The organism is Bifidobacterium sp. ESL0790 (genome assembly GCF_029395435.1).
In the GTDB taxonomy this organism is placed as follows: domain Bacteria; phylum Actinomycetota; class Actinomycetes; order Actinomycetales; family Bifidobacteriaceae; genus Bifidobacterium.
This window is the reverse complement of record NZ_CP113915.1, coordinates 1,349,424-1,371,276: the sequence shown is the minus strand read 5'-3', so window position 1 is coordinate 1,371,276 and position 21,853 is coordinate 1,349,424. Positions and strand designations below refer to the sequence as shown.

The 21,853-nt window shown below is 63.1% G+C and carries 12 protein-coding genes, 1 pseudogene and 1 riboswitch; of the genes and pseudogenes, 10 read left to right on the top strand and 3 right to left on the bottom strand.

Annotation, left to right across the window (positions count from 1 at the left end; translation table 11 throughout):
* The first annotated feature begins 771 nt into the window (after window positions 1-771).
* From OZY47_RS05125 to OZY47_RS05080, 10 genes and pseudogenes are all read left to right on the top strand, one after another.
* The gene (locus OZY47_RS05125; protein ID WP_277177283.1) at window positions 772-3,372 is read left to right on the top strand and encodes a DEAD/DEAH box helicase; all 2,601 of its coding nucleotides are present in this window, start codon (window positions 772-774) and stop codon (window positions 3,370-3,372) included.
* A 52-nt stretch (window positions 3,373-3,424) separates the two neighbouring features.
* Complete coding sequence (locus OZY47_RS05120; RefSeq protein ID WP_277177282.1) at window positions 3,425-4,900, top strand: replication-associated recombination protein A; 1,476 nt, start codon at window positions 3,425-3,427, stop codon at window positions 4,898-4,900.
* Window positions 4,901-5,134: 234 nt separating this feature from the next.
* Window positions 5,135-5,845 (top strand): annotated as a pseudogene (mtrA, locus tag OZY47_RS05115) (MtrAB system response regulator MtrA); the annotation flags it as partial.
* Window positions 5,846-5,958: 113 nt separating this feature from the next.
* Entirely contained in the window at window positions 5,959-7,860 is a 1,902-nt protein-coding gene (mtrB, locus tag OZY47_RS05110) for an MtrAB system histidine kinase MtrB (RefSeq protein ID WP_277177280.1), read from the top strand.
* Window positions 7,850-9,580: an LpqB family beta-propeller domain-containing protein gene (locus OZY47_RS05105; protein ID WP_277177279.1), complete on the top strand. Its 1,731-nt coding sequence runs from the start codon at window positions 7,850-7,852 to the stop codon at window positions 9,578-9,580. The genes mtrB and OZY47_RS05105 overlap by 11 nt, the downstream gene beginning before the upstream one ends.
* A 1,071-nt stretch (window positions 9,581-10,651) precedes the next feature.
* Window positions 10,652-11,641, top strand: coding sequence for a substrate-binding domain-containing protein (locus OZY47_RS05100; RefSeq protein WP_277177278.1), 990 nt, complete (start codon window positions 10,652-10,654; stop codon window positions 11,639-11,641).
* Between the two features lie 134 nt (window positions 11,642-11,775).
* Window positions 11,776-13,320 (top strand): sugar ABC transporter ATP-binding protein, encoded by a 1,545-nt coding sequence (locus tag OZY47_RS05095; protein ID WP_277177277.1) that lies wholly within the window; start codon window positions 11,776-11,778, stop codon window positions 13,318-13,320.
* Window positions 13,320-14,396 (top strand): ABC transporter permease, encoded by a 1,077-nt coding sequence (locus OZY47_RS05090; protein ID WP_277177276.1) that lies wholly within the window; start codon window positions 13,320-13,322, stop codon window positions 14,394-14,396. Before OZY47_RS05095 ends, OZY47_RS05090 begins: the two co-directional genes overlap by 1 nt.
* A 71-nt stretch (window positions 14,397-14,467) precedes the next feature.
* Window positions 14,468-15,424, top strand: coding sequence for a sugar ABC transporter permease (locus tag OZY47_RS05085; RefSeq protein ID WP_348519400.1), 957 nt, complete (start codon window positions 14,468-14,470; stop codon window positions 15,422-15,424).
* A 311-nt stretch (window positions 15,425-15,735) separates the two neighbouring features.
* Entirely contained in the window at window positions 15,736-16,725 is a 990-nt protein-coding gene (locus OZY47_RS05080) for a D-2-hydroxyacid dehydrogenase (protein WP_277177274.1), read from the top strand.
* Between the two features lie 121 nt (window positions 16,726-16,846).
* On the opposite strand, the gene OZY47_RS05075 is transcribed toward OZY47_RS05080, so the two are convergent.
* The 3 genes from OZY47_RS05075 to OZY47_RS05065 all read right to left on the bottom strand — a co-directional run bounded on the left by OZY47_RS05075 (window position 16,847) and on the right by OZY47_RS05065 (window position 21,518).
* A complete protein-coding gene (locus OZY47_RS05075; RefSeq protein WP_277177273.1) occupies window positions 16,847-18,193 on the bottom strand; it encodes an amidohydrolase family protein in 1,347 nt (448 codons plus the stop codon).
* Window positions 18,194-18,289: 96 nt separating this feature from the next.
* Window positions 18,290-20,854: an energy-coupling factor transporter ATPase gene (locus tag OZY47_RS05070; RefSeq protein WP_277177272.1), complete on the bottom strand. Its 2,565-nt coding sequence runs from the start codon at window positions 20,852-20,854 to the stop codon at window positions 18,290-18,292.
* Window positions 20,855-20,903: 49 nt separating this feature from the next.
* Window positions 20,904-21,518: an ECF transporter S component gene (locus tag OZY47_RS05065; protein WP_277179171.1), complete on the bottom strand. Its 615-nt coding sequence runs from the start codon at window positions 21,516-21,518 to the stop codon at window positions 20,904-20,906.
* 5 nt (window positions 21,519-21,523) lie between these two features.
* Window positions 21,524-21,676, bottom strand: a riboswitch (FMN riboswitch).
* Between the last annotated feature and the right edge of the window lie 177 nt (window positions 21,677-21,853).

The window sequence follows — 21,853 nt, the reverse complement described above, 5'->3', positions numbered from 1 at the left end:
CTGGATGGACGAGGCCTTATGGATTGAGCCCGAACGCGCGCCGCTGTGACTGGAACGTTTGGAACCGCGGGAGCTGAAACGTGTTGGACGACGGGGAGTGGAAGGTGTGGATCTGCGACGATTCGAATCGGTTTGGCGGTCGGAACGTGGCTTTACGGATGGTCGCGACGGGTCGCCATGTTTCAACAACGACGAAAGCGACGGTAAAGAAATTGGCGAGAAGTGATTGCTTTGGGTTGGTGAGTTGTGATAAGAATTGGTCGTTAGGACTGCGGGGGGGGGTCGATCTCGGTGCTTTTTTGGTTGTCCACATTCGATAGGTTGCCAGTACAGGGCGCGAGCATCGCCGCGCACGCGAGGACGGACACCACCACGTTCAACATCGGATAACCCCTTCAAGACACCGTTCCAAGCCCCACGCCCGCATCACAGGCGCAACCCAGGAAAGGCCGCGCGCGAGCGTGTCGCATTGCCAAAGATGGGTCAATATTATAACATCCGAGTGACCACAGTCTAATTATTGGTGTCTTTTTGGGACAATTCGTCTGACGTTTCGGCGTGTCTTGTGCAAAAAAGCGGTCAAAATGGCGATGAATAACGCCGCTGGTCATACCTCTCAAAATCTATTTGGATAACTCAAGTTTGATACTTTTTGAAAACCGAAGTAAGTCAAGGCGGCAAACCGAAGCGATAAATCGTCCAATATATCCCAACTTATACAGAACAACCAGGCGCGACCGCGAGTAGCCGGCGAACGATAGAGTGGGGGCTATGACACAGACTTTAGGGGAACTGGCGCCGAGCTGGTACGCGGGCGGCGATGACGGCGACGGGAACGGCGGCGCGGCGCGCAACATGGACGCCGACGAGATCTACGAGCGCTTCTTCGATTGGGTGACGGAGACCAAGGGCATCGATCCGTGGCCGCACCAGGAGGAGGCTGTGATGGACCTCCTGACTGGCGACCACGTCATCCTGAGCACGCCGACCGGATCGGGCAAGTCGTTGGTGGCGCTGGGCATGCATTTCGCGGCGCTGTGCACCGGGCGGCGCTCCTATTACACCGCGCCCATCAAGGCGCTCGTGAGCGAGAAGTTCTTCGACCTGGTGGAGGCGTTCGGGCGCGACAACGTCGGCATGATCACCGGCGACACCAGCATCAACTCCGAGGCGCCCATCATCTGCTGCACCGCCGAGATCCTAGCCAACCAGGCGCTGCGCGAGGGCGAGCACGCCGACATCGGCTGCGTGGCGATGGACGAGTTCCACTATTACGGCGATCCCGAGCGCGGATGGGCCTGGCAGGTGCCGCTGCTCACCCTGCCCAAGACCCAGTTCCTGCTCATGAGCGCGACGCTGGGCAACGTGGACGCCATCGCCGACAAGCTCGAGGACATGACCGGCACCGACGTGGACGTGATCGACGACGCGCCGCGCCCCGTGCCGCTGAGCTACGAATACACCGACAAGCAGCTCGCCGGCACCGTGGAGCTGCTCTTCAACCGCGAGGACACGCCGATCTACGTGGTGCATTTTTCGCAGGACGCCGCCTTGGAGACCGCGCAGGCGCTCGCCAGCTCCGGCGTGTCGAGCAAGGAGCAGCGCAAGGCCATCACCGAGGCCATCAAGGGCACGAAGTTCACCACGGCGTTCGGCAAGATATTGCAACGGCTGCTGCGCACCGGCGTCGGCATCCACCACGCGGGCATGTTGCCGCGCTACCGGCGTCTGGTGGAGCAGCTGGCGCAACAGGGCTTGCTGCCCGTCATCTGCGGCACCGACACGCTCGGCGTCGGCATCAACGTGCCGATCCATTCCGTGGTGCTCACCCAGCTGACCAAATTCGACGGGGTGAAGATGCGACGGTTGCGAGCCCGTGAGTTCCATCAGATCGCCGGCCGCGCCGGACGCATGGGCTTCGACACCGAGGGGCTCGTGGTGGCCGAGGCGCCCGAGTTCGAGATCGAGAACGCGCGCTCCATCGCCAAGGCCAACGGCGACCCCAAGAAGCTCAAGAAGATCAAGCGCAAGAAGCCGCAGGAGGGCTTCGTCACCTGGAACGAGGGCACGTTCAAGAAGCTCATCGAGGCCGCGCCCGAGACCTTGACGCCGCATATGAAGATCAGCCATTCCATGGTCTTGAACGAGGTGGCGCAGGGCGGGGACGCCAAGGCGCGCATCGCCAAACTCATCGATGACTCCTCGCAGACCCCCGACCAGAAATCACATCTGCACGAGCGGGCCGACGAGATCTTCGAGACGATGCTCGACTCCTCGTTCATCGAGGCGGAGGACAACGGGCGTGGCGGCCACGATTATTTCCTCTCCGTCGACGTGCCCGACAATTTCGCGCTCGATCAGCCGCTTTCTCCGTTCCTGCTCGCCGCCATCGAGCTGCTCGACCCCGAAAGCGAGACCTACACGCTCGATTTGATTTCGATGGTGGAGGCCACGCTCGAGGACCCGAAGCAGGTCTTGAAAGCCCAGCAACGGCAGGCGCGTGACGCGGCATTGGCCGAGATGAAGGCCGACGGGCTCGACTACGACGAGCGCATGGACAAGCTGCAGGAGATCACCTACCCCAAGCCGCTGGAGGAGATGCTCGACGCGGCCTTCGACGAGTACCGCCAGGACGTGCCGTGGGCCAACGACTACGAGCTCAAGCCCAAATCCGTGGTGCGCGACATGGTGGAGACCGCCAGCGATTTCACCGGCTACATCTCCCGCTACAACATCGCCCGCTCCGAGGGCACGCTGCTGCGCTATCTCTCCGACGCCTACCGTTCGCTGGCGCGTACCGTGCCCGTCGAGAAACGCAACGAGCAGCTGGAAGACATCATTTCCTGGCTGCGGCTCGTCGTCCGCTCCGTCGATTCCAGCCTTGTGGACGAATGGGAGCACGCCGAGGACGGCTCAGGTTCCGGCGCCGACGACGCGCAGGCCTCGGCGCTCTCAGCCGCGGCACCCGGCGCCAAACAGGCCGTGGTGGAGGACCGGCGCGGGCTCATCGTGCTCATCCGCAACGCCATGTTCCGGCGCATCCAGCTCATGGACCTCGACCGGCCCGAGGAACTGGGCGCGCTCGACAAGGACTGGGGCTACGGCGTGCACGAGTGGGAGGACACGCTCGACGACTACTACGACGCGCACGAATACGTGGGCATCGACCAGCAGGCGCGCAGCGGCAAGCTCTTCATCCTCGACGACGCCAACGAGGCCAAGGAGCACACCTGGAAGGTGCGGCAGATCATCGACGACTCGGACGGCGACCATGACTGGGCCATCACCGGCACCGTCGACCTCGACGCCACGCAGGAGAGCGGCGAGGTGGTCTTCGTGGACTACCACGTCGGCGACGGCGTGGTGATGTGAAGACATCGACATATGCGAACAAATGTTCGAACGTTGCGGGTAGGATGAAGGCATGACTGAGGATTTGTTTAGCGCCGCCGACGCGCCCGATGAAGTGACCCGCCCGCTGGCCGTGCGGATGCGCCCGACCACGCTCGACGAGGTGGTGGGGCAGAAGCAGGTGCTGGGCCAGGGCTCGCCGTTGCGCAGGCTCGCCAACCCCGCCTCCAAGGGCTCGCTCACCGCGCCGAGCTCGATCATCCTCTTCGGCCCTCCGGGTGTCGGCAAGACCACGCTCGCCTACATCGTCGCCCAGCAGTCCGACCGCGAGTTCGAGGAGCTTTCCGCCGTCACCTCCGGGGTGAAGGATGTGCGGGCCGTGCTGCAACGGGCCCACGAGCGCCTGGTGACGCAGGGGCGCGAGACCGTGCTCTTCATCGACGAGGTGCACCGCTTCTCCAAGTCGCAGCAGGACGCGCTGCTGCCGAGCGTGGAGAACCGCGACGTCACCTTCATCGGCGCGACCACCGAGAACCCGAGTTTCTCCATCAACAAGCCGTTGCTCAGCCGTTCCGTGGTGGTCAAACTCGAGTCGCTGGAACCCGACGATCTGAAGACGTTGATCGAACGGGCGCTCGCCAGCGAGAACGGGCTCAAAGGCGAGGTGAAGGCCGATGACGACGCCGTCGCCGAGATCATCCGCATGGCCGGGGGAGACGGGCGCAAGACGCTGACCATCCTCGAGGCCGCCGCCGGCGCGGTCACCGGTGACAAGGCGCGCAAGAAGGGGGCGCACAAGCCGGTCATCACCCCGGACGTGGTCTCGAAGGTGATGGACACCGCCACCGTGCGCTACGACAAGGACGGCGACGACCATTACGACGTGGCCTCCGCCTTCATCAAATCGATGCGTGGCTCGGACCCGGACGCGGCGCTGCACTATCTGGCGCGTATGCTCCGCGCGGGGGAGGACCCGCGGTTCATCGCCCGGCGCATCATGATCGCCTCGGCCGAGGAGGTGGGCATGGCCGCCCCGCAGATCCTGGAGCTCACCGTCGCGGCGGCGCAGGCGGTGGCGATGGTCGGCATGCCCGAGGCGCGAATCATTTTGTCGGAGGCTGTGATCGCGGTGGCCACCGCACCCAAATCCAACGCCAGCTACAACGCCATCAACCAGGCGCTCGCCGACGTGGACGCCGGCATGATCGGCCAGGTGCCGCTGCATCTGCGCAACGCGCCGACGAAACTCATGAAGCAGTGGGGTAACAAGGACGGCTATATCTACGCGCACGACGCGCCCGGGGCCGTCGCCTCCCAGCAATACATGCCCGACGAGCTGGTGGGGCACGAATACTACCATCCCAACGACCGCGGCTACGAGCGAGAGGTGGGGCCGAGGCTCGAGAAGATCCGGGCGATCGTGCACGCCAACGAGGCGAAAGGGTCGCGTGGCAACGGGCAGCAAGGCGGGCAAGGGCAAGGTAGTCAAGCTCGAGGTGGGCAAGCTAGCGGTGGCCAAGGGCAAAGCGGCCATGGTGGTCAGGGGTGATTAAGCGTAAGGCGGCGTGTCGCAAGGCGACTCAAAGCGGATACGCCTTGACTTCCTGAACTTTCCCGACTTCCCGAACTGCCTGAATCGCGGCAACTTGTCTTCGCAAGGCGAGCGAAATGTATGACACCGCATATCCTCTCACTCAAGCTTCAAGAGCTACAATGATATGAGGGTCCGGCCGAGGTTGACGCGGATGCCGGCGAATATTCGTACAAGGGGGTCATGGCGGTCATGCATAGCGGTTCGCGCGAGGCGCGGGTGATATTCATCGTCGACGACGACAAAGCCCTGTCCGAAATGCTCTCCATCGTGCTGGAAGACAAGGGGTTCCATGCCGTCGCCTGCCTTGACGGGGCGCGCGCCGTCGATATGTTCCCCACCGTCAAGCCCGACCTCATCCTGCTCGACGTCATGCTGCCCGGCAAGAACGGGATCGACGTGGCCAAGGCCATCCGGCAGACCTCCGGGGTGCCCATCATCATGCTGAGCGCCAAAACCGACACCGTTGACGTGGTGGCCGGCCTCGAGGCGGGCGCCGACGACTACGTGACCAAGCCCTTCAACACCTCCGAGCTGCTGGCCCGCATCGCCGCGAGGTTGCGCGGCCTCAACACCGGCGGCGAGACCAGCGGCGTGGGCGTGGGGCAGACTGAGCAATGCCTGCGCCGCGGCTCCATCGTCATCGACCGCGCCGAGCACACCGCCACCAAGGACGGCGAGAACCTGGGGCTCACGCCGGTGGAATTCGATCTGTGCTTCGTGCTCGCGGCTAACGAGGGCAAGGCCATCAGTCGCCAGGACCTGCTGCGCATGGTGTGGGGCTACGAGAACTCCGGCGACACCAGGCTGGTGAACGTTCACATCCAGCGGCTGCGCGCCAAGGTGGAATCAAACGTGGAGGACCCGCGCATCATCCAGACCGTGCGCGGCATCGGCTATCGCTTCGTCTCCGACGATGGCGGGGATACCGATAATTCTGGCAATTCTGACAAACGCGATGATTCCGCCGATTCCAGCGTTTCCGCCAACCCGACCAAGCTCGACAAGTAACGACCATGGCGGCGCGAAGTCATTTCAGGGGCTGGGCCCAACGGCTGCGTTTCAAGGTGCTGCACTCCCTGCAGGCCCACGTCGTGGTCTTCGGCGTCATCGTTTCGCTGGTGGTCGCCGTGGTCTTCTCGATGGTCTCCCTGCTCTCCGTGCGCTCGTCGCTGTTCGAACAGGTGAAGGACGACTCGCGCAACGACTTCTCCAACCAGGTGTTGCGCGTGCGCTCCACGCTGAACGCCGCCGACGTCTCGAACGCCGCGCAATACCAACAGCTGGTCAACGAGACCGCCTCGTCGATCCAAGGCGACGGGGCCACCAACCTGCTGGGCGTCTACGTCTTCAGCCACACCACCTCGGGCGACGAGATCACCCCCGTCTCCACCGAGCCCGCCTACTCCTCGCTGATCAGCGACGACATACGCGGCATGGTCTTCACCGACGACGGCAACAACGTCTACTACGAGCCCGTGCGCATCCACCAGGGCAGGGGCGACGACGAGCCGGGCGCGATTTTGGGCACCAGGCTGCAGTTCGGCTCGATGGGCGATCTCGACCTTTTCTCGCTCTATTCCTACGGTTCCGAGGAGCGCTCGCTGACCCAGATTCAGCTGAGCCTGTTGGGCATATGCCTGGCGTTGAGCGCCATGGTGGGCATACTGGTCTGGTTCTTTTTGCGCCGTATCGTCCTGCCCGTCAAACGCGTGGCCGACGCGGCCGAGACCATGGCCGAGGGCGACCTCGACGTGCGCGTGCCCGTCGATCGCAAGGACGAGATCGGCACCCTGCAGCGCTCTTTCAACGAGATGGCGACGTCGCTGGGGCAGAAGATCGACGAGCTGGAGCAGGCCAGCAACGCCCAGCGCCGTTTCGTCTCCGACGTGAGCCACGAGCTGCGCACGCCGATCACCACCATGCGCATGGCCTCCGACCTGCTGGAGGGCAGGAAGGACGATTTCAGCCCGTCCACCAGGCGCACCGTGGAGCTGCTTTCGGGCCAGATTGAGCGGTTCCAGAAGATGCTCAACGACCTGCTGCTCATCTCGCGCTACGACGCCGGCAAGCTCACCCTCGACCTCGTCGACACCGACATCCGCGAGCCGGTGCGGGCCGCCGTGGAGCAGGTGCGCACCATCGCCGAGGTCAATTCCATCGAGCTGCGCGTCGACCTGCCCGCCACGCGATGCCTGGTGAAGGTGGATTCGCGGCGCATCGTGCGCATCGTGCGCAACCTGCTGGCCGACTCCATCGATTTCTCGCAGGGCCTGCCGATCGAGGTGCGCCTGGCGATCAATGGGAAGGCCGCCGTGATCAGCGTGCGCGACCACGGCACGGGCATGGGCGCCGAGCAGCTGCCCCACATCTTCGAACGGTTCTGGAGGGGCGACGCCTCGCGCTCGCGCACCACCGGCGGCTCCGGGCTCGGCCTCTCCATCGCTCTGGCCGACGTGAAGATGCATCACGGCGACATCCGCGTGCATTCCAGGAAGGGCGAGGGCACATGGTTCCTGGTGGCGCTGCCGATCGACCCGGACCAGCCGCCGCTGCACGACGACGATCTGCCCATCCGGTTCTCGGGCGAGGCCGACAGTTTCGAGGTCGCGGGAGATTTTGGCGTGGCGGCGAGGCAGATCGACGGGAATGACGATGGTGATAGTGATGGTGATGGTGATGGTGATGGCGATAGGGATATCAAAGGCGGTATCAATGGCGGTATCGACCAGAACGGCGATCGGGATAATGATCGAAATGACAATCAAAATACCGATGACCAAACCAACCACGATGTCAACGGGAACTCTGGCCTGAAGGGTAACGAGATCGTTAACGAGAACATCGACGAACATATCGATGAACACACCAGCGGAACCATCGACGAACCAGAGGGGGATAATCGCGATGACGCATAAGCTCCACCAGCGCCTCTGGGCCGTCGTCGCCGCGCTCGCGCTCGCCGTGCTGCCGGCCTCGTGCTCCAACCCTATGGGCTTCCCCGAATCCGGCGACGTGGAGCGCCTGCCGACCACCGGGCAACGCTCGAAGCGCGTGTTCACCAACCCGCGCGGCCCGCAGGACGACGACCAGCCCGAAGGCATCGTCAAGGGCTTCCTCGACGCGATGCCCGCCGGCGTGCAGAGTGACGGATTTCATGTGGCCCGTCAGTTCCTCACCGCCAAGGCGGCCCGGGGCTGGGACGGCAACTCGACCTTCCTGGTGGCCATCGAGACCCCGAAGCTCGTGCGTGGCGTGGTCCCGGAGCACGAGGGCGACACGGCGACCCACAACAGCGCGGTGGAGGCCGACGTGCGTGTCAAGGGGCAGCTTGACGGGGGAGGACAATACACCGCCGCCGAGCCGGGCACGGTGAAGCCGCTGATGTTCACGCTCACAAAAGTGAAGGGGCAGTGGCGCATCGCCAAGGCGCCGAGCGTGGTGGTGATCCTCGATTCCGACTTCGAGCAGGTCTTCCGTCAGGTGACGCTCTACCGCGCCGACGCCTCCTCGCGCGTGCTCATCCCCGATGTGCGTTGGCTCGCCTGGCGCGACTGGCGTGTGCTGGCGGTTAAAGAGCTCCTGACCAACGACGTCAAATGGCTCGGTGACGCGGCGCGCAACGTCAACACGCGCTCGGCCAAGCTCGCCGTCAACACCATCCCCATCGAGAACGACAAGGTGCAGATCCGTCTCAACGACGGCTTCGACCAGCTGCCGGACGCCGACAAGGCCATGCTCGTGCGCGAGATCCGCCTGACGTTGGGCGACGGGGACGTCGACTACGACATGAACGTGACGGCCGCCTCAAGCCAGAACTACTCCCACGCCGACGCCGGGCTCACCATCGAGGCCGCGCCCGCCTCGCTGCCCGTTTATTCACTGAGCGCCGGCAACATCGTCTCGCTCGATTCCTCGGCGCCGTTGCGCGTCGGCGAGGTGGAGGGCTCCGAGGGCGCGAAGGGCTTCGTCTTCGGGCCGGGCGGGGGAGCGCTGCTCGCCGCCGACTCCCATGTGGAATGCCTGAAACCCAACGGCTCGTCGTGCGGGGCGATGTTTGACGGCACACCGCTGAGCCAGATTACCGGCGGCGTGAAGAACGAGATATGGGGGCTCACCCAGGACGGCCGCCAGCTTGTGGTGCAGGACGGCGCCAGCACGCCGCTGACCCTGCCTCTGCCATGGCTCGGGCCCTCGACGGTGGCGGGCATCGCCATCTCGCCCGACGGCTCGCGCGTGGCCCTGGCCGTGGAGTCCGGGCCGCTCACCGGCGTGGTGATGGTGGGCATCGTGCGCAACCAGGCCGGCGCGCCGCAGCGGGTGAGCGGCTCGGTGGCGCGCGTCTCGTCGCGTTACGGGGTCTCCATGCTCACCTTCTACAACGACACGACGCTGGTCTATGTGGCACCGGGACTGTCGGGCGTGGCGGCGCAGGGTTTCCGGCAGATTGGCCCGGGGCCCGAGCAGACGCAGCGGCTGCCCGGCGACGAGGTGCGCTTCATCACCAACGGCCGCATCTCCGACGCGCCCAGGCTCGCCGCCCTCGACGCACACGGCGTGGTCCACTCCGACTCCGGGGCGCTCGACGGCTCGTGGGCGATCGTCGACACCCAGTCCACGGTGGTCTCCCAGCGCTGAGCGCGTCGGCGGACGGACTGGGTGTGCGGGCGAACTGGGCATGCGCGGACAGGCTGGGTGTGTGCGGATTGGATGTGCGCGGACAGGCTGGTGTGCGCGGTCACGCCGGTTGCGTTTGTGACGCTAATCCAACGTTTTGCGTCACAAATGCAAGGATGGAGGTGACGACCGGTTGCGTTTGTGACGCTAATCTCATGGTTTGCGTCACATTTGCAACGTTGGAGGGTGTGGTGTGTGGTGTTGCGTTTGTGACGCCAATCGGACGTTTTGCGTCACTTTTGCCATGTTGGAGGTCCTGATTGTTGCGTTTGTGACGCTAATCCAACGTTTTGCGTCACAAATGCCATCTGGGGAGCCGTAAACATGGCGATTGTGACGGTAATCCCATGGTTTGCGTCGCATTTGTAATCTTAGAGGTCGTGGCCACAGCTCTTGCGTTTGTGACGGTAATCGGACGTTTTGCGTCACGAATGCCATCTGGGGAGCCGTAACGGTTGCATTTGTGACGGTAATCCCGCCTTTTGCGTCACGTTTGCAATCGAGAATCTGGGGAAGGTTGCGTTTGTGACGCCAATTCCGGGGTCTGCGTCACGATTGCAACTAGGTGGTTGTGGCTACACTCGTTGCGTTTGTGACGGTAATCGGACGGTTTGCGTCACATTTGCAACTGGGTGTGTGGTTACGACTCGTTGCGCTTGTGATGGTAATCGAATGTTTTGCGTCACGTTTGCAATCGAGAAGCTGGGGAAGGTTGCGTTTGTGACGCCAATTCCGAGGTTTGCGTCACATTTGCAATGTTTGGGGGTGTGGATGTTGCGTTTGTGACGGGAATCCGGGCTTTTGCGTCACGATTGCAACGGGTGTGAGGCGAAATTGGGACCCTTGGGATTATGTGGGTGGGCTGTCTAATAAATTCCGCTTTATTGGGCAGATTTGTAGTGTGTCTCACAAAAAGTTATGGAATTGTTATCATTTTCCGATGCGATGTTAGCGCGAACAATTCATAATGGAAGTGTCAGCAAACAACGGTGGGAGCGAAGATTGCTTCCACGCACTCGAAGAGGAGTTGATATGAAGAATATATGGAAAAAGGGCTTAGCCATGGTGACGGCTGCGACCGCCCTGGTCGGCATGGCCGCCTGCGGGTCGTCGAACGGCGGCTCCAGCAGCTCTAAGAGCGGCAAGAAGACCGTTGGCTTCGTCGCCGTCGGCCCCGAGGGCGGCTTCCGTACCGCCAACGAGAACGACGTCAAGAAGGCTTTCAAGGCCGCCGGCTTCGATCTGATTTATTCCCCGACCCAGAACAACGACCAGCAGAAGCAGATCCAGGCGTTCAGCAAGTTCGTCAATGACGGCGTCGACGCCATCGTCCTCTCCGCCACCGAGGATTCCGGCTGGGACGACTCGCTGAAGAAGGCCGCCGAGGCCGAGATCCCCGTCTTCACCGTCGACCGTAACATCGACGTCAAGGACGCCAAGGCCAAGTCGGCCATCGCCTCCCATATCGGGCCCTCCAACGAGTGGGCTGGCCAGCAGGCCGCCGAGTACATGAACAAGGCCTTCCCCGATGGCGCCAACGGCTTCATCCTGCAGGGTCCCGCTGGCCTCTCCGTGGTCAAGGATCGTGAGACCGGCTGGAGCGCCAAGGCCAACAAGAACATCAACGTACTTGAGAAGCAGTCCGCCAACTGGTCGACTGATGAGGGCAAGACCGTGACCGCGGGCCTGCTTGACAAGTACAAGGCCAAGGACCCGCAGTTCATCTTCGCCGAGAACGACGAGATGGGCTTGGGCGCCGCTCAGGCCGTTGACGCCGCCGGACTCAAGGGCAAGGTGAAGATCGTCACCATCGACGGCACCAAGCCTGGCCTCCAGGCCGTCGTCGACGGAGACCTCGCCGAGGACATCGAGTACAACCCGATCTTCGGCAAGGAGACCGCCAAGGCCGTCAAGGACAAGCTGGACGGCAAGAAGGTCCAGAAGAACATCGTCATCGACTCGAAGGTCTTCGATCCCGCGGCCGCCAAGCAGGCTCTTGACGCCGGGACCCGTGTGTACTGATCGATTCGGTTCGATTTCCCTTTAGATTGAGATGACAGGGGCGTGGACGGTGTGCCGGTGGAATCCCATCGCCATGGCGTCCGCGCCCCTTCCATATCTTCGATAACAATTTCCATTTTTTGTAAGGCAAAAACATGACAGACAAAAAACCCATCGTCGTGATGAAGGGCATCACGATCGAATTCCCGGGTGTCAAGGCTCTGGACAATGTTGACCTTAGTCTTTATCCAGGTGAGGTCCACGCCCTGATGGGCGAGAACGGCGCCGGCAAATCAACCATGATCAAGGCGCTCACGGGTGTCTACAAGATCAACGCCGGATCGATCACCGTGGAAGGCAAGCCACAACTGTTCAAGGGCACGCTTGACGCCCAGAACGCGGGCATCGCGACCGTATACCAGGAAGTGAACCTCTGCACCAACCTGAGCATCGGCGAGAACGTGATGCTCGGCCACGAGGTGCGCGACAAGGTCGGCATGATCAACTGGAAGAAGACCCATGCCAAGGCCGCGGGTTACCTCTCCGAAATGGGGTTGGGCAACCTCGACACGCACGCGCCGCTGAGCTCGATCTCCATCGCCATGCAGCAGCTGGTCGCCATCGCCCGTTCCATGGTGATCGACGCCAAGGTGCTCATCCTCGACGAGCCGACCTCATCGCTCGATGCCAACGAGGTGGAGGACCTCTTCGCCATCATCCGCAAGGTGCGCGATTCCGGCGTGGCCATCCTCTTCGTCTCCCACTTCCTCGACCAGGTCTACCAGATTAGCGACAAGATGACCGTGCTTAGAAACGGCAAGTTCATCAAGGAAGTCGTCACCAAGGACACGCCGCGCGACGAGCTCATCGGCATGATGATCGGCAAGAGCGCCGAGGAGCTGAGCCAGATCGGCACCAAGAAGACGCGGCGCGAGCCGGTGGCCGGCGAGAAGCCGATCGCCTCCGTGCGCGACTTCGGCAAGAAGGGCACAATCAACCCCGTCGACATGGACATCTACAAGGGCCAGATCGTCGGCTTCGCCGGCCTGCTTGGCTCCGGGCGAACCGAGTTGGCCCGTCTGCTCTTCGGGGCCGACAAGGCCGATTCGGGCACCTTCGAGTTCAACGGCCACAAGATCACCGTGGCCGACCCGTCCACGGCCCTGCGCAACAAGATCGCCTACTCCACCGAGAACCGACGTGATGAGGGCATCATCGGCGACCTGACGGTGCGCGAGAACATCCTCATCGCGCTGCAGGCCACCCGTGGCATGTTCAAGCCCATCCCGAAGAAGGAGGCGGACGAGGTCGTCGACAAGTACATCAAGGAATTGAACGTCCGGCCCGCCGACCCGAACAGGCTCATCAAGAACCTCTCCGGCGGCAACCAGCAGAAGGTGCTCATCGCCCGCTGGCTGGCCACCAACCCCCAGCTCCTGATCCTCGACGAGCCCACCCGTGGCATCGACATCGGCGCCAAGGCCGAGATCCAGCAGGTCGTCATCGACCTGGCCGCCCAGGGCATCGGCGTCGTCTTCATCTCCTCCGAGCTCGACGAGGTCGTGCGCCTCTCCGACGACATCGAGGTGCTGAAGGACCGCCACAAGATCGCCGAGATCGAGAACGACGACACCGTCTCGCAGGAGACGATCGTCCAGACGATCGCCAACACGAACGCAAATACTGGAAAGGAGGAGTGATGGCCGACGAGAAGAAAGACGCCGAAAAGGCGACGCCCACATTCAAGAAGCTATTGTCCTCGAACCTGACATGGTCGGTGGTGGCGTTCATCGTCCTCATCATCATCTGCACGATTTTCGACCATGGCTTCTTGGCCCTGAAATGGAACACCAACACCGGAGGCCTCGCGGGCCCGCTGATTACCATGATCCAGGAATCCGCGCGTTACCTCATGATCGCCACCGGCATGACGCTGGTCATCTCCACCGCGGGCATCGACCTCTCGGTCGGCTCCACGATGGCCGTGTCGGGCGCCGTGGCCATGCAGATGCTCATCGGAGGCGCCAACGTGTGGGTCGCCATCCTGTGCGCCCTGCTGGTGGGTCTGGCGATTGGCTGCGTCAACGGCGCGCTGGTCTCCATCCTGGGCCTGCAGCCCTTCATCACCACGCTGATCATGATGCTCGCCGGGCGAGGCCTCGCGAAGGTCATCACCTCCGGGCAGAACGCCGACGCCAGCTCCATCGCCGGAATCGGGCCGCTGCGCTGGATGGCCAACGGCTTCATCCTCGGCATCCCCGCCAACTTCATCATCGCTCTGGTGATCGTCGCGATCGTCGGCCTGATGGCCCGCAAGACGGCCATGGGCATGATGATCGAGTCCGTGGGCATCAACCCCGAGGCCAGCCGTATGACCGGCATCAAGCCCCGCAGAATCCTCTTCATGGTCTACGCGATCTCCGGCTTCCTCGCCGCGATCGCAGGCCTCTTCGCCACGGCGTCCGTGATGCGCGTCGACGTGGTCAAGACCGGCCAGGACCTCGAGATGTACGCGATCCTCGCGGTCGTCATCGGTGGCACCTCGCTGCTGGGCGGCAAGTTCTCGCTGCTCGGTTCCGCGTTCGGCGCCATCATCATCGCGATGATCCGCAAGACCATCATCACGCTCGGCATCGATGCCGCCGCGACCCCCGCGTTCTTCGCCGTCGTGGTCATCATCGTCTGCGTGATGCAGGCTCCGAAGGTCCATAACCTCAGCGCCGAAATGAAACGCAAGAGGGCGCTGAAGGCACAGTCCAAGGCGGTGACGGCATGAGTAACGCAACAGTAGAAGCAAAGGCAACGAAGAAGGCAAGTGTGCGTAAGTCTCGCCATCTTGATCCACAGATGATCCCGACCATCGCGGCCGTCGTCATCTTCATCCTCATGCTCATCATGGGCCAGGTGCTCTTCGGCACCTACGCCAGGCTTGGATTCATCTCCTCGCTGTTCATCGACCACTCCTACCTGATCATCCTGGCCGTCGCGATGACCCTGCCGGTGCTCACCGGCGGCATCGATCTGAGCGTCGGCGCCATCGTCTCCATCACCTCGGTGGTGGGCGTCAAGATGACCATCGCCGGCACGCCCTCGTGGCTGGCCATGATCGCCATGATCATCATCGGCATGTTCTTCGGCCTCTTGGCCGGCACGCTGATCGAGGAGTTCAACATGCAGCCGTTCATCGCCACGCTTTCGACGATGTTCCTGGCCCGCGGCATCTCCTCGATCATCTCCACCGACTCGCTCACCCTGCCGGAGAACAACAACTTCGACTGGATCTCGAACCCGATCAAGATCATCGACAACCCCAAGATCGCCAACGACCTGACGTTCAACATGGGCGTGGTCATCGCCATCATCGTGGTGGTGTTCGGCTACATCCTGCTGCACAAGACCCGCACCGGCCGCACGATCTACGCCATCGGCGGCTCGCGCTCCTCCGCGGAGCTCATGGGCCTGCCGGTCAAGCGCACCAACTACATCATCTACTTCACCTCCGCGACGCTCGCCTCGATCGCCTCGATCGTCTACACGGCGAACATCGGCTCGGCGAAGAACACGACCGGTGTGGGCTGGGAGCTCGACGCCGTGGCGTCCGTCGTCATCGGCGGCACCATCGTCACCGGCGGCTTCGGCTACGTGCTCGGCTCCGTCATCGGCGCCCTGGTGCGTTCCACCATCGACCCGCTCACCAGCGACTTCGGTGTGCCGGCCGAGTGGACCACCATCGTGGTCGGCCTCATGATCCTGGTGTTCGTGGTGCTGCAGCGTGCGGTCACCGCGTTCAACAAGAAAGAATGACGGCTCCGGTTTGCTGATATAGGTATATCGCAAGGGGACATGCCCGGTTTCGGGTGTGTCCCTTTGTTTTTATGTGTTGTTTCGCGTTTTGTTGCGCGTCGAGTTGGGCGGTAGGAATTGGGTTTGGTGATAAGTGGTGCAACGTTTGCTGTTTGATATGAAAGTTTGTGGATTATCAGACATAATGCTCGCTTATTGAGCGGATTCCAAGGTGGTTGCCTTAGAATAAAAACGATTCAATTTGATTGCACCGGTGATTCTCATGTTTTGTGGAACCGTTTGTGTGATCCATTCGAAGGAAAGGCGGAGGTATGAGCGGGCAAAATAATGAGGGCAAGCTGATCGTCAATGGCATTCCGGTCGACGAGGCCGACAAGCAGCGGTTCATCGAGGCGGCGGGCGGCGTTCCCGTCGAATTCTGCGGCACTCCCGAGAATTTCGGCGACATGAAGGTCAAGGCGCAGATTCCCGAGGAGCTGCGCGGCAAGGCGACGGCCGTCATCGGCAACTTCGACCCCTCGCTCGCCCCGCAATTCACCAGCCTGGAGTGGCTGCAGACATGGAGCGCGGGCGTCGACGCCTACATCGCGCCGGGCGTGCTGCCCGCCTCGGTGAAGGTCACCAGCGCCACGGGTGCCTATGGACAGTCGGTCGCCGAGCACATGATCGCCATGATGTGGGCGCTGATGAAGAACCTGCCGCGCTATGTGCGCAACGAGACCACGCACCGCTGGCACGACGAGGGCACGGTGGTGAGTCCCGAGGGCGCTACGGCGCTCGTGGTCGGCACCGGCGACATCGGCTCGCATTTCGCCAGGCTCGCCAAGGCCGCGGGCATGCGCACCATGGGTGTGCGGCGCAACGCCTCGCAGCCGGTCGAGGGCGTCGACGAGATGCATGGCTTCGACGAGCTCGACGCCCTGCTGCCGAGCGCCAACGTGGTGGCGATGTCGCTTCCGAGAGCCGCCGACACCCACCATATGTTCGACGCGCATAAGCTCGGATTGCTGGGCTCCGAGGCGATCGTCATCAACGGCGGACGCGGGGACGCCATCGACCTCGACGCGCTGCACGATGTGCTGGCCGCCGGCGCGATCCGCGGAGCCGGGCTCGACGTCTTCGAGACCGAGCCGCTGCCCGAAGCCAGCCCGCTCTGGGACGACGTCAACTGCCTCATTACCCCGCACGTCGCGGGCGGCGACCATCTGGCCGGCAACACCGGCCGCATCATCGACATCGCCCTGGCCAACATCCGCCGCTACGTCGCCGGCGAGCCCCTGGTCGACAACGCCCATCGCTAAAAAAAGGGAAACCCGCCATCCAGTGGTGCCGGATGGCGGGTTTCGTATATCTCAATTGCCGGTAAGGGAGGACTTCAACGAGCGAGTGCCCGGATAGTCCCGGCCTACCGGCTCATGACGTTTACTTGTAGGCCTCGTCGAGCTGGGCCTCCATGTCCTTGAAGCGGTCGACCGACGGTCTCCAGATCGGGTGGCCCGCGGCGACGACGAGCAACGGCTGCTCGAGGGTGCGCAGGTTGTCGACCGGGTTCTCGTCGAGCACCAGCAGATCGGCCGACTTGCCGACCTCAAGCGAGCCGGTGACGTCGTCGACGCCGATGATCTTGGCGGTGACCTGCGTGCCGGCGTGGAAGGCCTCGGCGGGCGTGAACCCGGCGAAACGATTCAGCAGCTGCATCTCGCGCCAGGTGGCGTACTGCGGCACGAACGGCATGGCGGAATCGGTGCCGACCCCAACCAAAATGCCCGCTTCGTGCGCCTGACGCGCGCCGGTGAGCATGCCCTCGACCACCGGGATGGCGTTCTGCATCTGCACATCGGTGAGGTTCAGGGTCTCCTGCGAGAGGAACTTCATGGGCAGGCCGGCCGAAAGCGTGGGCTCCAGGGCGGAGTAGCCGCGCAGCGAGTTCGGGTTGTCGAGGAAGAGGGCGATGAGCTCGTCGTCCAGCTCGCAGCCGTGCTCGATGGTGTCGACGCCGGCCTTGAGGGCCCGCAGCACACCCTCGTGGCTCTGGGCGTGGGCGGCGACGATGATGTCGTTGGCGTGGGCGGTCTCGCAGATCGCGCGCATCTGCTCGGTGGTCATCTGCGGCTCGCCGGCCTCGCCGGGCACCTGTGAATCGGTGACCCCGCCGGTGGCGGCGATCTTGAGCGCGCGGGCGCCATGGTCGATGTTGGTCTCGGCGGTGGCCCTCGCCTCGTCGGGAGTGCTGCTCTCCAGGGCGATCAGCGGGGCGCCGTGGCCATCGGGAATCGCGAGCAGCGGGCCGGAGGGGATGATGCGCGGGCCGACGATGTGGTTGTCCTGGATCTGATGGCTCAGCTTGACCAGCTCGTAGCCCACGTCGCCCACGGAACGCACCGTGGTGACGCCCGAGTTGAGCATGGTCATGATGTTGGATTTGCTGGTGGCGTACATGAACGCCTTGCCCACCGGGTTGTGCAGGAGCTTCGCCATTTTGCGCTGGCCTTCGGGCGTGCTGCCCTTCGGGTCGAGCGGCTTGCCCTGCGAGAAGGTGTGGATGTGGCCGTTGATCATGCCGGGCGAGACCACCTTGCCGGTCGCGTCGAGGCGATGGTAGCCCGGAGGCACGAGGGTGGAGGAGCTGGGACCGATCTTGCTGATCTTGCCGGTGCCGTCGACGACGATGGTGGTGTCGCTCAGGGTGCGGCCGTCCTCGTCTCCCGTGGCGACGGTGGCGTGCTCGAGGGCGAATGGCTCGATGATGGTGCTACGTGGTGAATGCATATCCAACTCCCTTGATCATGGAAACGTATGCGGAAAACAGCCTTTCCCCAACTCTATCAGCCCGAACCGAGATACGCCCCGCGCCAACCCTCTTGCCTAGAGGCGGGGGAGGGACGGGATGGTTTTCATCGTCAGGAGCGCGGCGAGGTAGACGGCGCAGAGGACGGTGAAGATGACGTCGCGGCGGGCGACGCGCATGGCATGCCAGTGGGTGCGGTGGATGCCTTCCTCGTAGCAGCGGGCGTCGAGGGCCAGCGAGAGGTTGTCGGAATGGCGCAGCGCCCCCGCGAAGATCGGCACGACGATGGCCGCCAGGGCCTTGACGCGCTTGGCCGGGGAGCCGGTCTCGATGCTGCCGCCACGGGCCGATTGCGCGTCGATCACGTCGCGCGCCTCGCCGGCCAGCGTGGGCAGGAAGCGCAGCGCCAGGCTCATCACCAGCGCGAGTTCCTGGGTGTGCAGTCCGAGCTTGCGCAATGGCGAGAGCAGCGAGCCGAATCCGTCGGTCAGGGCGGTGGGCGTGGTGGTCTGCAGCAGGATGATGCCGAGGATGATGACCAGTCCGAAACGGCAGGTGTAGAGGATCGCCGCCATCAGGCCGTCGGTGGTAATGGGGAAATTCCAGATGCTGAACAACGGTCTGCCGGAACGCACGAAGAGCATGTTGACGATACCCATCACCACCAGCAGGGCGACGAAGCCGCGCATCGAATGCCACAGGCGTTTCGGGCTCAGGCGCGCGGCGGCCGCGATCACGATGACCATCGTGAAGGTGAGCAGCAGCTGCGGGATCGAGCCGACCATGAAGGAGGTGAACATCAGGACCAAGAAGACGACGAGCTTGACACGGGGGTCGAGGCGCTCGATGAAAGAAAGGGGCGAGCGGTTGGGAGTCGCCTGGCTGGAAGTCTTTTGATCGTTTTGGTCTTTTTCGGAGCCGGTGACCGTGGTCGAGTCGTTGGATACGGGATTACCAGACTCAGCGTCGCTGGAATTGGCGGCATTACTCGCATTATCGGAAAGCGTGACGATGCGATCGGCCAATTGCCGGGCCTGACGCATCGAATGGGTGACGATGACGATGGTGACGCCCTGCGCGTTGAGCGTGCGGACGAGGGCATAGATGCGCTCGCTGGCCGCCGCGTCGAGCCCGGCCGTCGGCTCGTCCAGGATGAGGATGCCCGGGTCGCAGGCGATGGTGCCGGCGATGGCCGCCAAGCGCTGTTGGCCGCCGGAAAGCGAGAAGGGGGAGCGGTCCGCCAAATCGCTGATACCCAGCAATTCCAACGCGCGATCGACGCGCTCATCGACCTCGTGAGCGGGCAGTCCCTGGTTGGTCGGCCCGTAGGCGACGTCCTGGCGCACGGTCTCGGCGAACAGCTGGCGCTCTGGCTGCTGCATCACCAGGCCGACGGCGCGACGCAACGCTTTCTTGCGCTGTTTCGCGTGTCTGGATGTGGCCGTCAGGTCGATGCCTGCCACCTCGAGCCTGCCGCCGCTTGGCTTGGAGAGCGCGGTCATCAGACGGGTCAGGGTCGATTTGCCGGTGCCGTTGCGGCCCATGATGGCCACGACCTCGCCTGGCTCGATGCGCATGGAGAAGTCGTGGAGGGTGTCGGCGTCGGCCTTCGGATAGCGGAAGGAGACATGGTCGAAGAGGATCGCGGGCTGTTGCGATGTGCTGGCTGTGCCGTCGGCGTGGCCGGCATGGCCGTTTTCGAGACTTGCCTTGTGCCCGCTGGGTTGCGGATTCGGATTTTTCGGAGACCCGCCTGCCTCATTGTTGATGATGATGCCGTCAGGCTGTAATACGCCGGTGTCGTCGGCGTTCGTCACTGAGAGCTTCAGCGCGGCCTGAGTCTGCGTGAGCTCGACCAGCCTGGTGCCCTCGACACTAAGGATTCGGTCGGCGCGCAGCAGCTCCTCGGGCCTGTGGGTCACGTGCACGATGGTGACGCCCCGCTCCTGCAAGGCGTCGAGCACACCCAGGACGTCATGCTGCGACTGGGTGTCGAGCATCGCCGTGGGCTCGTCGAGCACGATCATCCTCGGGCTCATCGCGAGGATTCCCGCGATGGCAATGCGTTGCTGCTGCCCGCCGCTCATACGCGAGGGGTCACGTTCGATGTACGAGCGCATCTCGACCGCGTCAAGCGATTCATGCACGCGCAAGGTGATCTGCTCCGGCGTCAGGGCGAGGTTCTCGGGGCCGAACGCCACGTCGTCGCCCACCACGGTGGTGATGATTTGGTCGGCCGGGTTCTGGAAGACCGCGCCGATGCCCTTGCGCGCCTTGCGATAGAGGTCGCTATGCGGGGTGCCGTCGTCGAAGACGGTCTCGCCAAGCAAGGTGACCGTGCCGCCGTCGGGGGCGGTGAGGCCCGCGACGAGGCGTGCGAGCGTGGATTTGCCGGAGCCGTTGGGGCCCACCAGGCAGATGCGCTCGCCGGCGCGGATGCTGAGATCGATGCCGTCGAGCACCCAGGACTTGCCGTTGTCGTAGCTGAAACGGATATCCTTCAGGCTTGCCGCCAAGTCGTGTTGACGCTCGTCGTTAATAGCGGTATCCCCAACGGGCAAAGCCGCCGCGGGCCCGACGCCGTCGCGTTGTTGCGAACGTGCGGGCCGTGCGGCGGCCGAATCGTGAAAGTCGGTGGTCATAAGGCCTTCGAAGTTCCTTGCCTATGTGGTCTGAAGATGGTCGTCAGACCTAGAGCGACCTGTTGAGCAGGTTCGAGATCGGCTTGTAGATCACGAAGGTGACCACGCCGTGGATGCCGAATTTGATGAGGTTGAACGGCAGCAGGAACGGCACGACCATCGCCAGCACCTGCGCGGTGGTCATATGCGCGTAGATCGGGGTGATCAGTAGGTTGCCGCCGATCGCGGCGATGAGGCCGAAGACCACGCCGACCAGGATGCCGACCAGCGCGCCGACGCGGGTGCGCATGCGCTTGTAGACCATGGCCGCCGGCACGCTCAGGAACACGGAGACCAGGATGGACATGACCGCGCCCCACGGGTTCATGAACAGGTGGGGGATCCAGCTCAGGACGCTGACGATGAACGCGGCAGACGGGCCGAACGCGAAGCCGGCGACCAGGCAGATGATGCCGGAGAGGTCGTATTTGAGCCACGGCACGCCCGGCATGATGGGGAATTCGAGGAACGACGCCGCCATGGCCAGCGCCACGAAGAGCGCGTAGACGGCGATGCGTTGCGTCGACCAACGGCCCTTGTCGGCCACGCCGGTGGAGTGTGAGGATTGCGTCTTGTCCCGTCGATGGGAATCGGACGGTTTTTGGGTACCAGAAATATCGCTCATGATGAGCCTCGTTTCTTTCATCCGGACTATGACCGTTGGCCTCGGATTCCCACCGAATCGGCTGCTTTCGCGGCTCGCGGGCTTCGGCAATGCTGTCGTTTTGAGACCGACAGTGTCGTTACCGCCAATAAGGAATTTCACCTTCCCTGAAACTTGCGTTTCCATCTATACCCTCACGTATGGTCATCCCCTGACTAATTTTTCGCAAATCGATAAACGCGCTTTGTTAGTTACGCACAAGTCGGCAGATAGCAAAATGGGATTGGCCATATTTCGCCATTCCTGAAATCGTATATACCGACTTGTGCGTGGCCCTCACAGTCCGTCCATCGTGT

Bases quoted from the DNA above. Each gene is read 5' to 3' on its own strand.
- OZY47_RS05125 (WP_277177283.1), top strand. From the start codon at position 772: ATGACACAGACTTTAGGGGAACTGGCGCCGAGCTGGTACGCGGGCGGC.
- OZY47_RS05120 (WP_277177282.1), top strand. From the start codon at position 3,425: ATGACTGAGGATTTGTTTAGCGCCGCCGACGCGCCCGATGAAGTGACC.
- mtrB (WP_277177280.1), top strand. From the start codon at position 5,959: ATGGCGGCGCGAAGTCATTTCAGGGGCTGGGCCCAACGGCTGCGTTTC.
- OZY47_RS05105 (WP_277177279.1), top strand. From the start codon at position 7,850: ATGACGCATAAGCTCCACCAGCGCCTCTGGGCCGTCGTCGCCGCGCTC.
- OZY47_RS05100 (WP_277177278.1), top strand. From the start codon at position 10,652: ATGAAGAATATATGGAAAAAGGGCTTAGCCATGGTGACGGCTGCGACC.
- OZY47_RS05095 (WP_277177277.1), top strand. From the start codon at position 11,776: ATGACAGACAAAAAACCCATCGTCGTGATGAAGGGCATCACGATCGAA.
- OZY47_RS05090 (WP_277177276.1), top strand. From the start codon at position 13,320: ATGGCCGACGAGAAGAAAGACGCCGAAAAGGCGACGCCCACATTCAAG.
- OZY47_RS05085 (WP_348519400.1), top strand. From the start codon at position 14,468: ATGATCCCGACCATCGCGGCCGTCGTCATCTTCATCCTCATGCTCATC.
- OZY47_RS05080 (WP_277177274.1), top strand. From the start codon at position 15,736: ATGAGCGGGCAAAATAATGAGGGCAAGCTGATCGTCAATGGCATTCCG.
- OZY47_RS05075 (WP_277177273.1), bottom strand. From the start codon at position 18,193: ATGCATTCACCACGTAGCACCATCATCGAGCCATTCGCCCTCGAGCAC.
- OZY47_RS05070 (WP_277177272.1), bottom strand. From the start codon at position 20,854: ATGACCACCGACTTTCACGATTCGGCCGCCGCACGGCCCGCACGTTCG.
- OZY47_RS05065 (WP_277179171.1), bottom strand. From the start codon at position 21,518: ATGAGCGATATTTCTGGTACCCAAAAACCGTCCGATTCCCATCGACGG.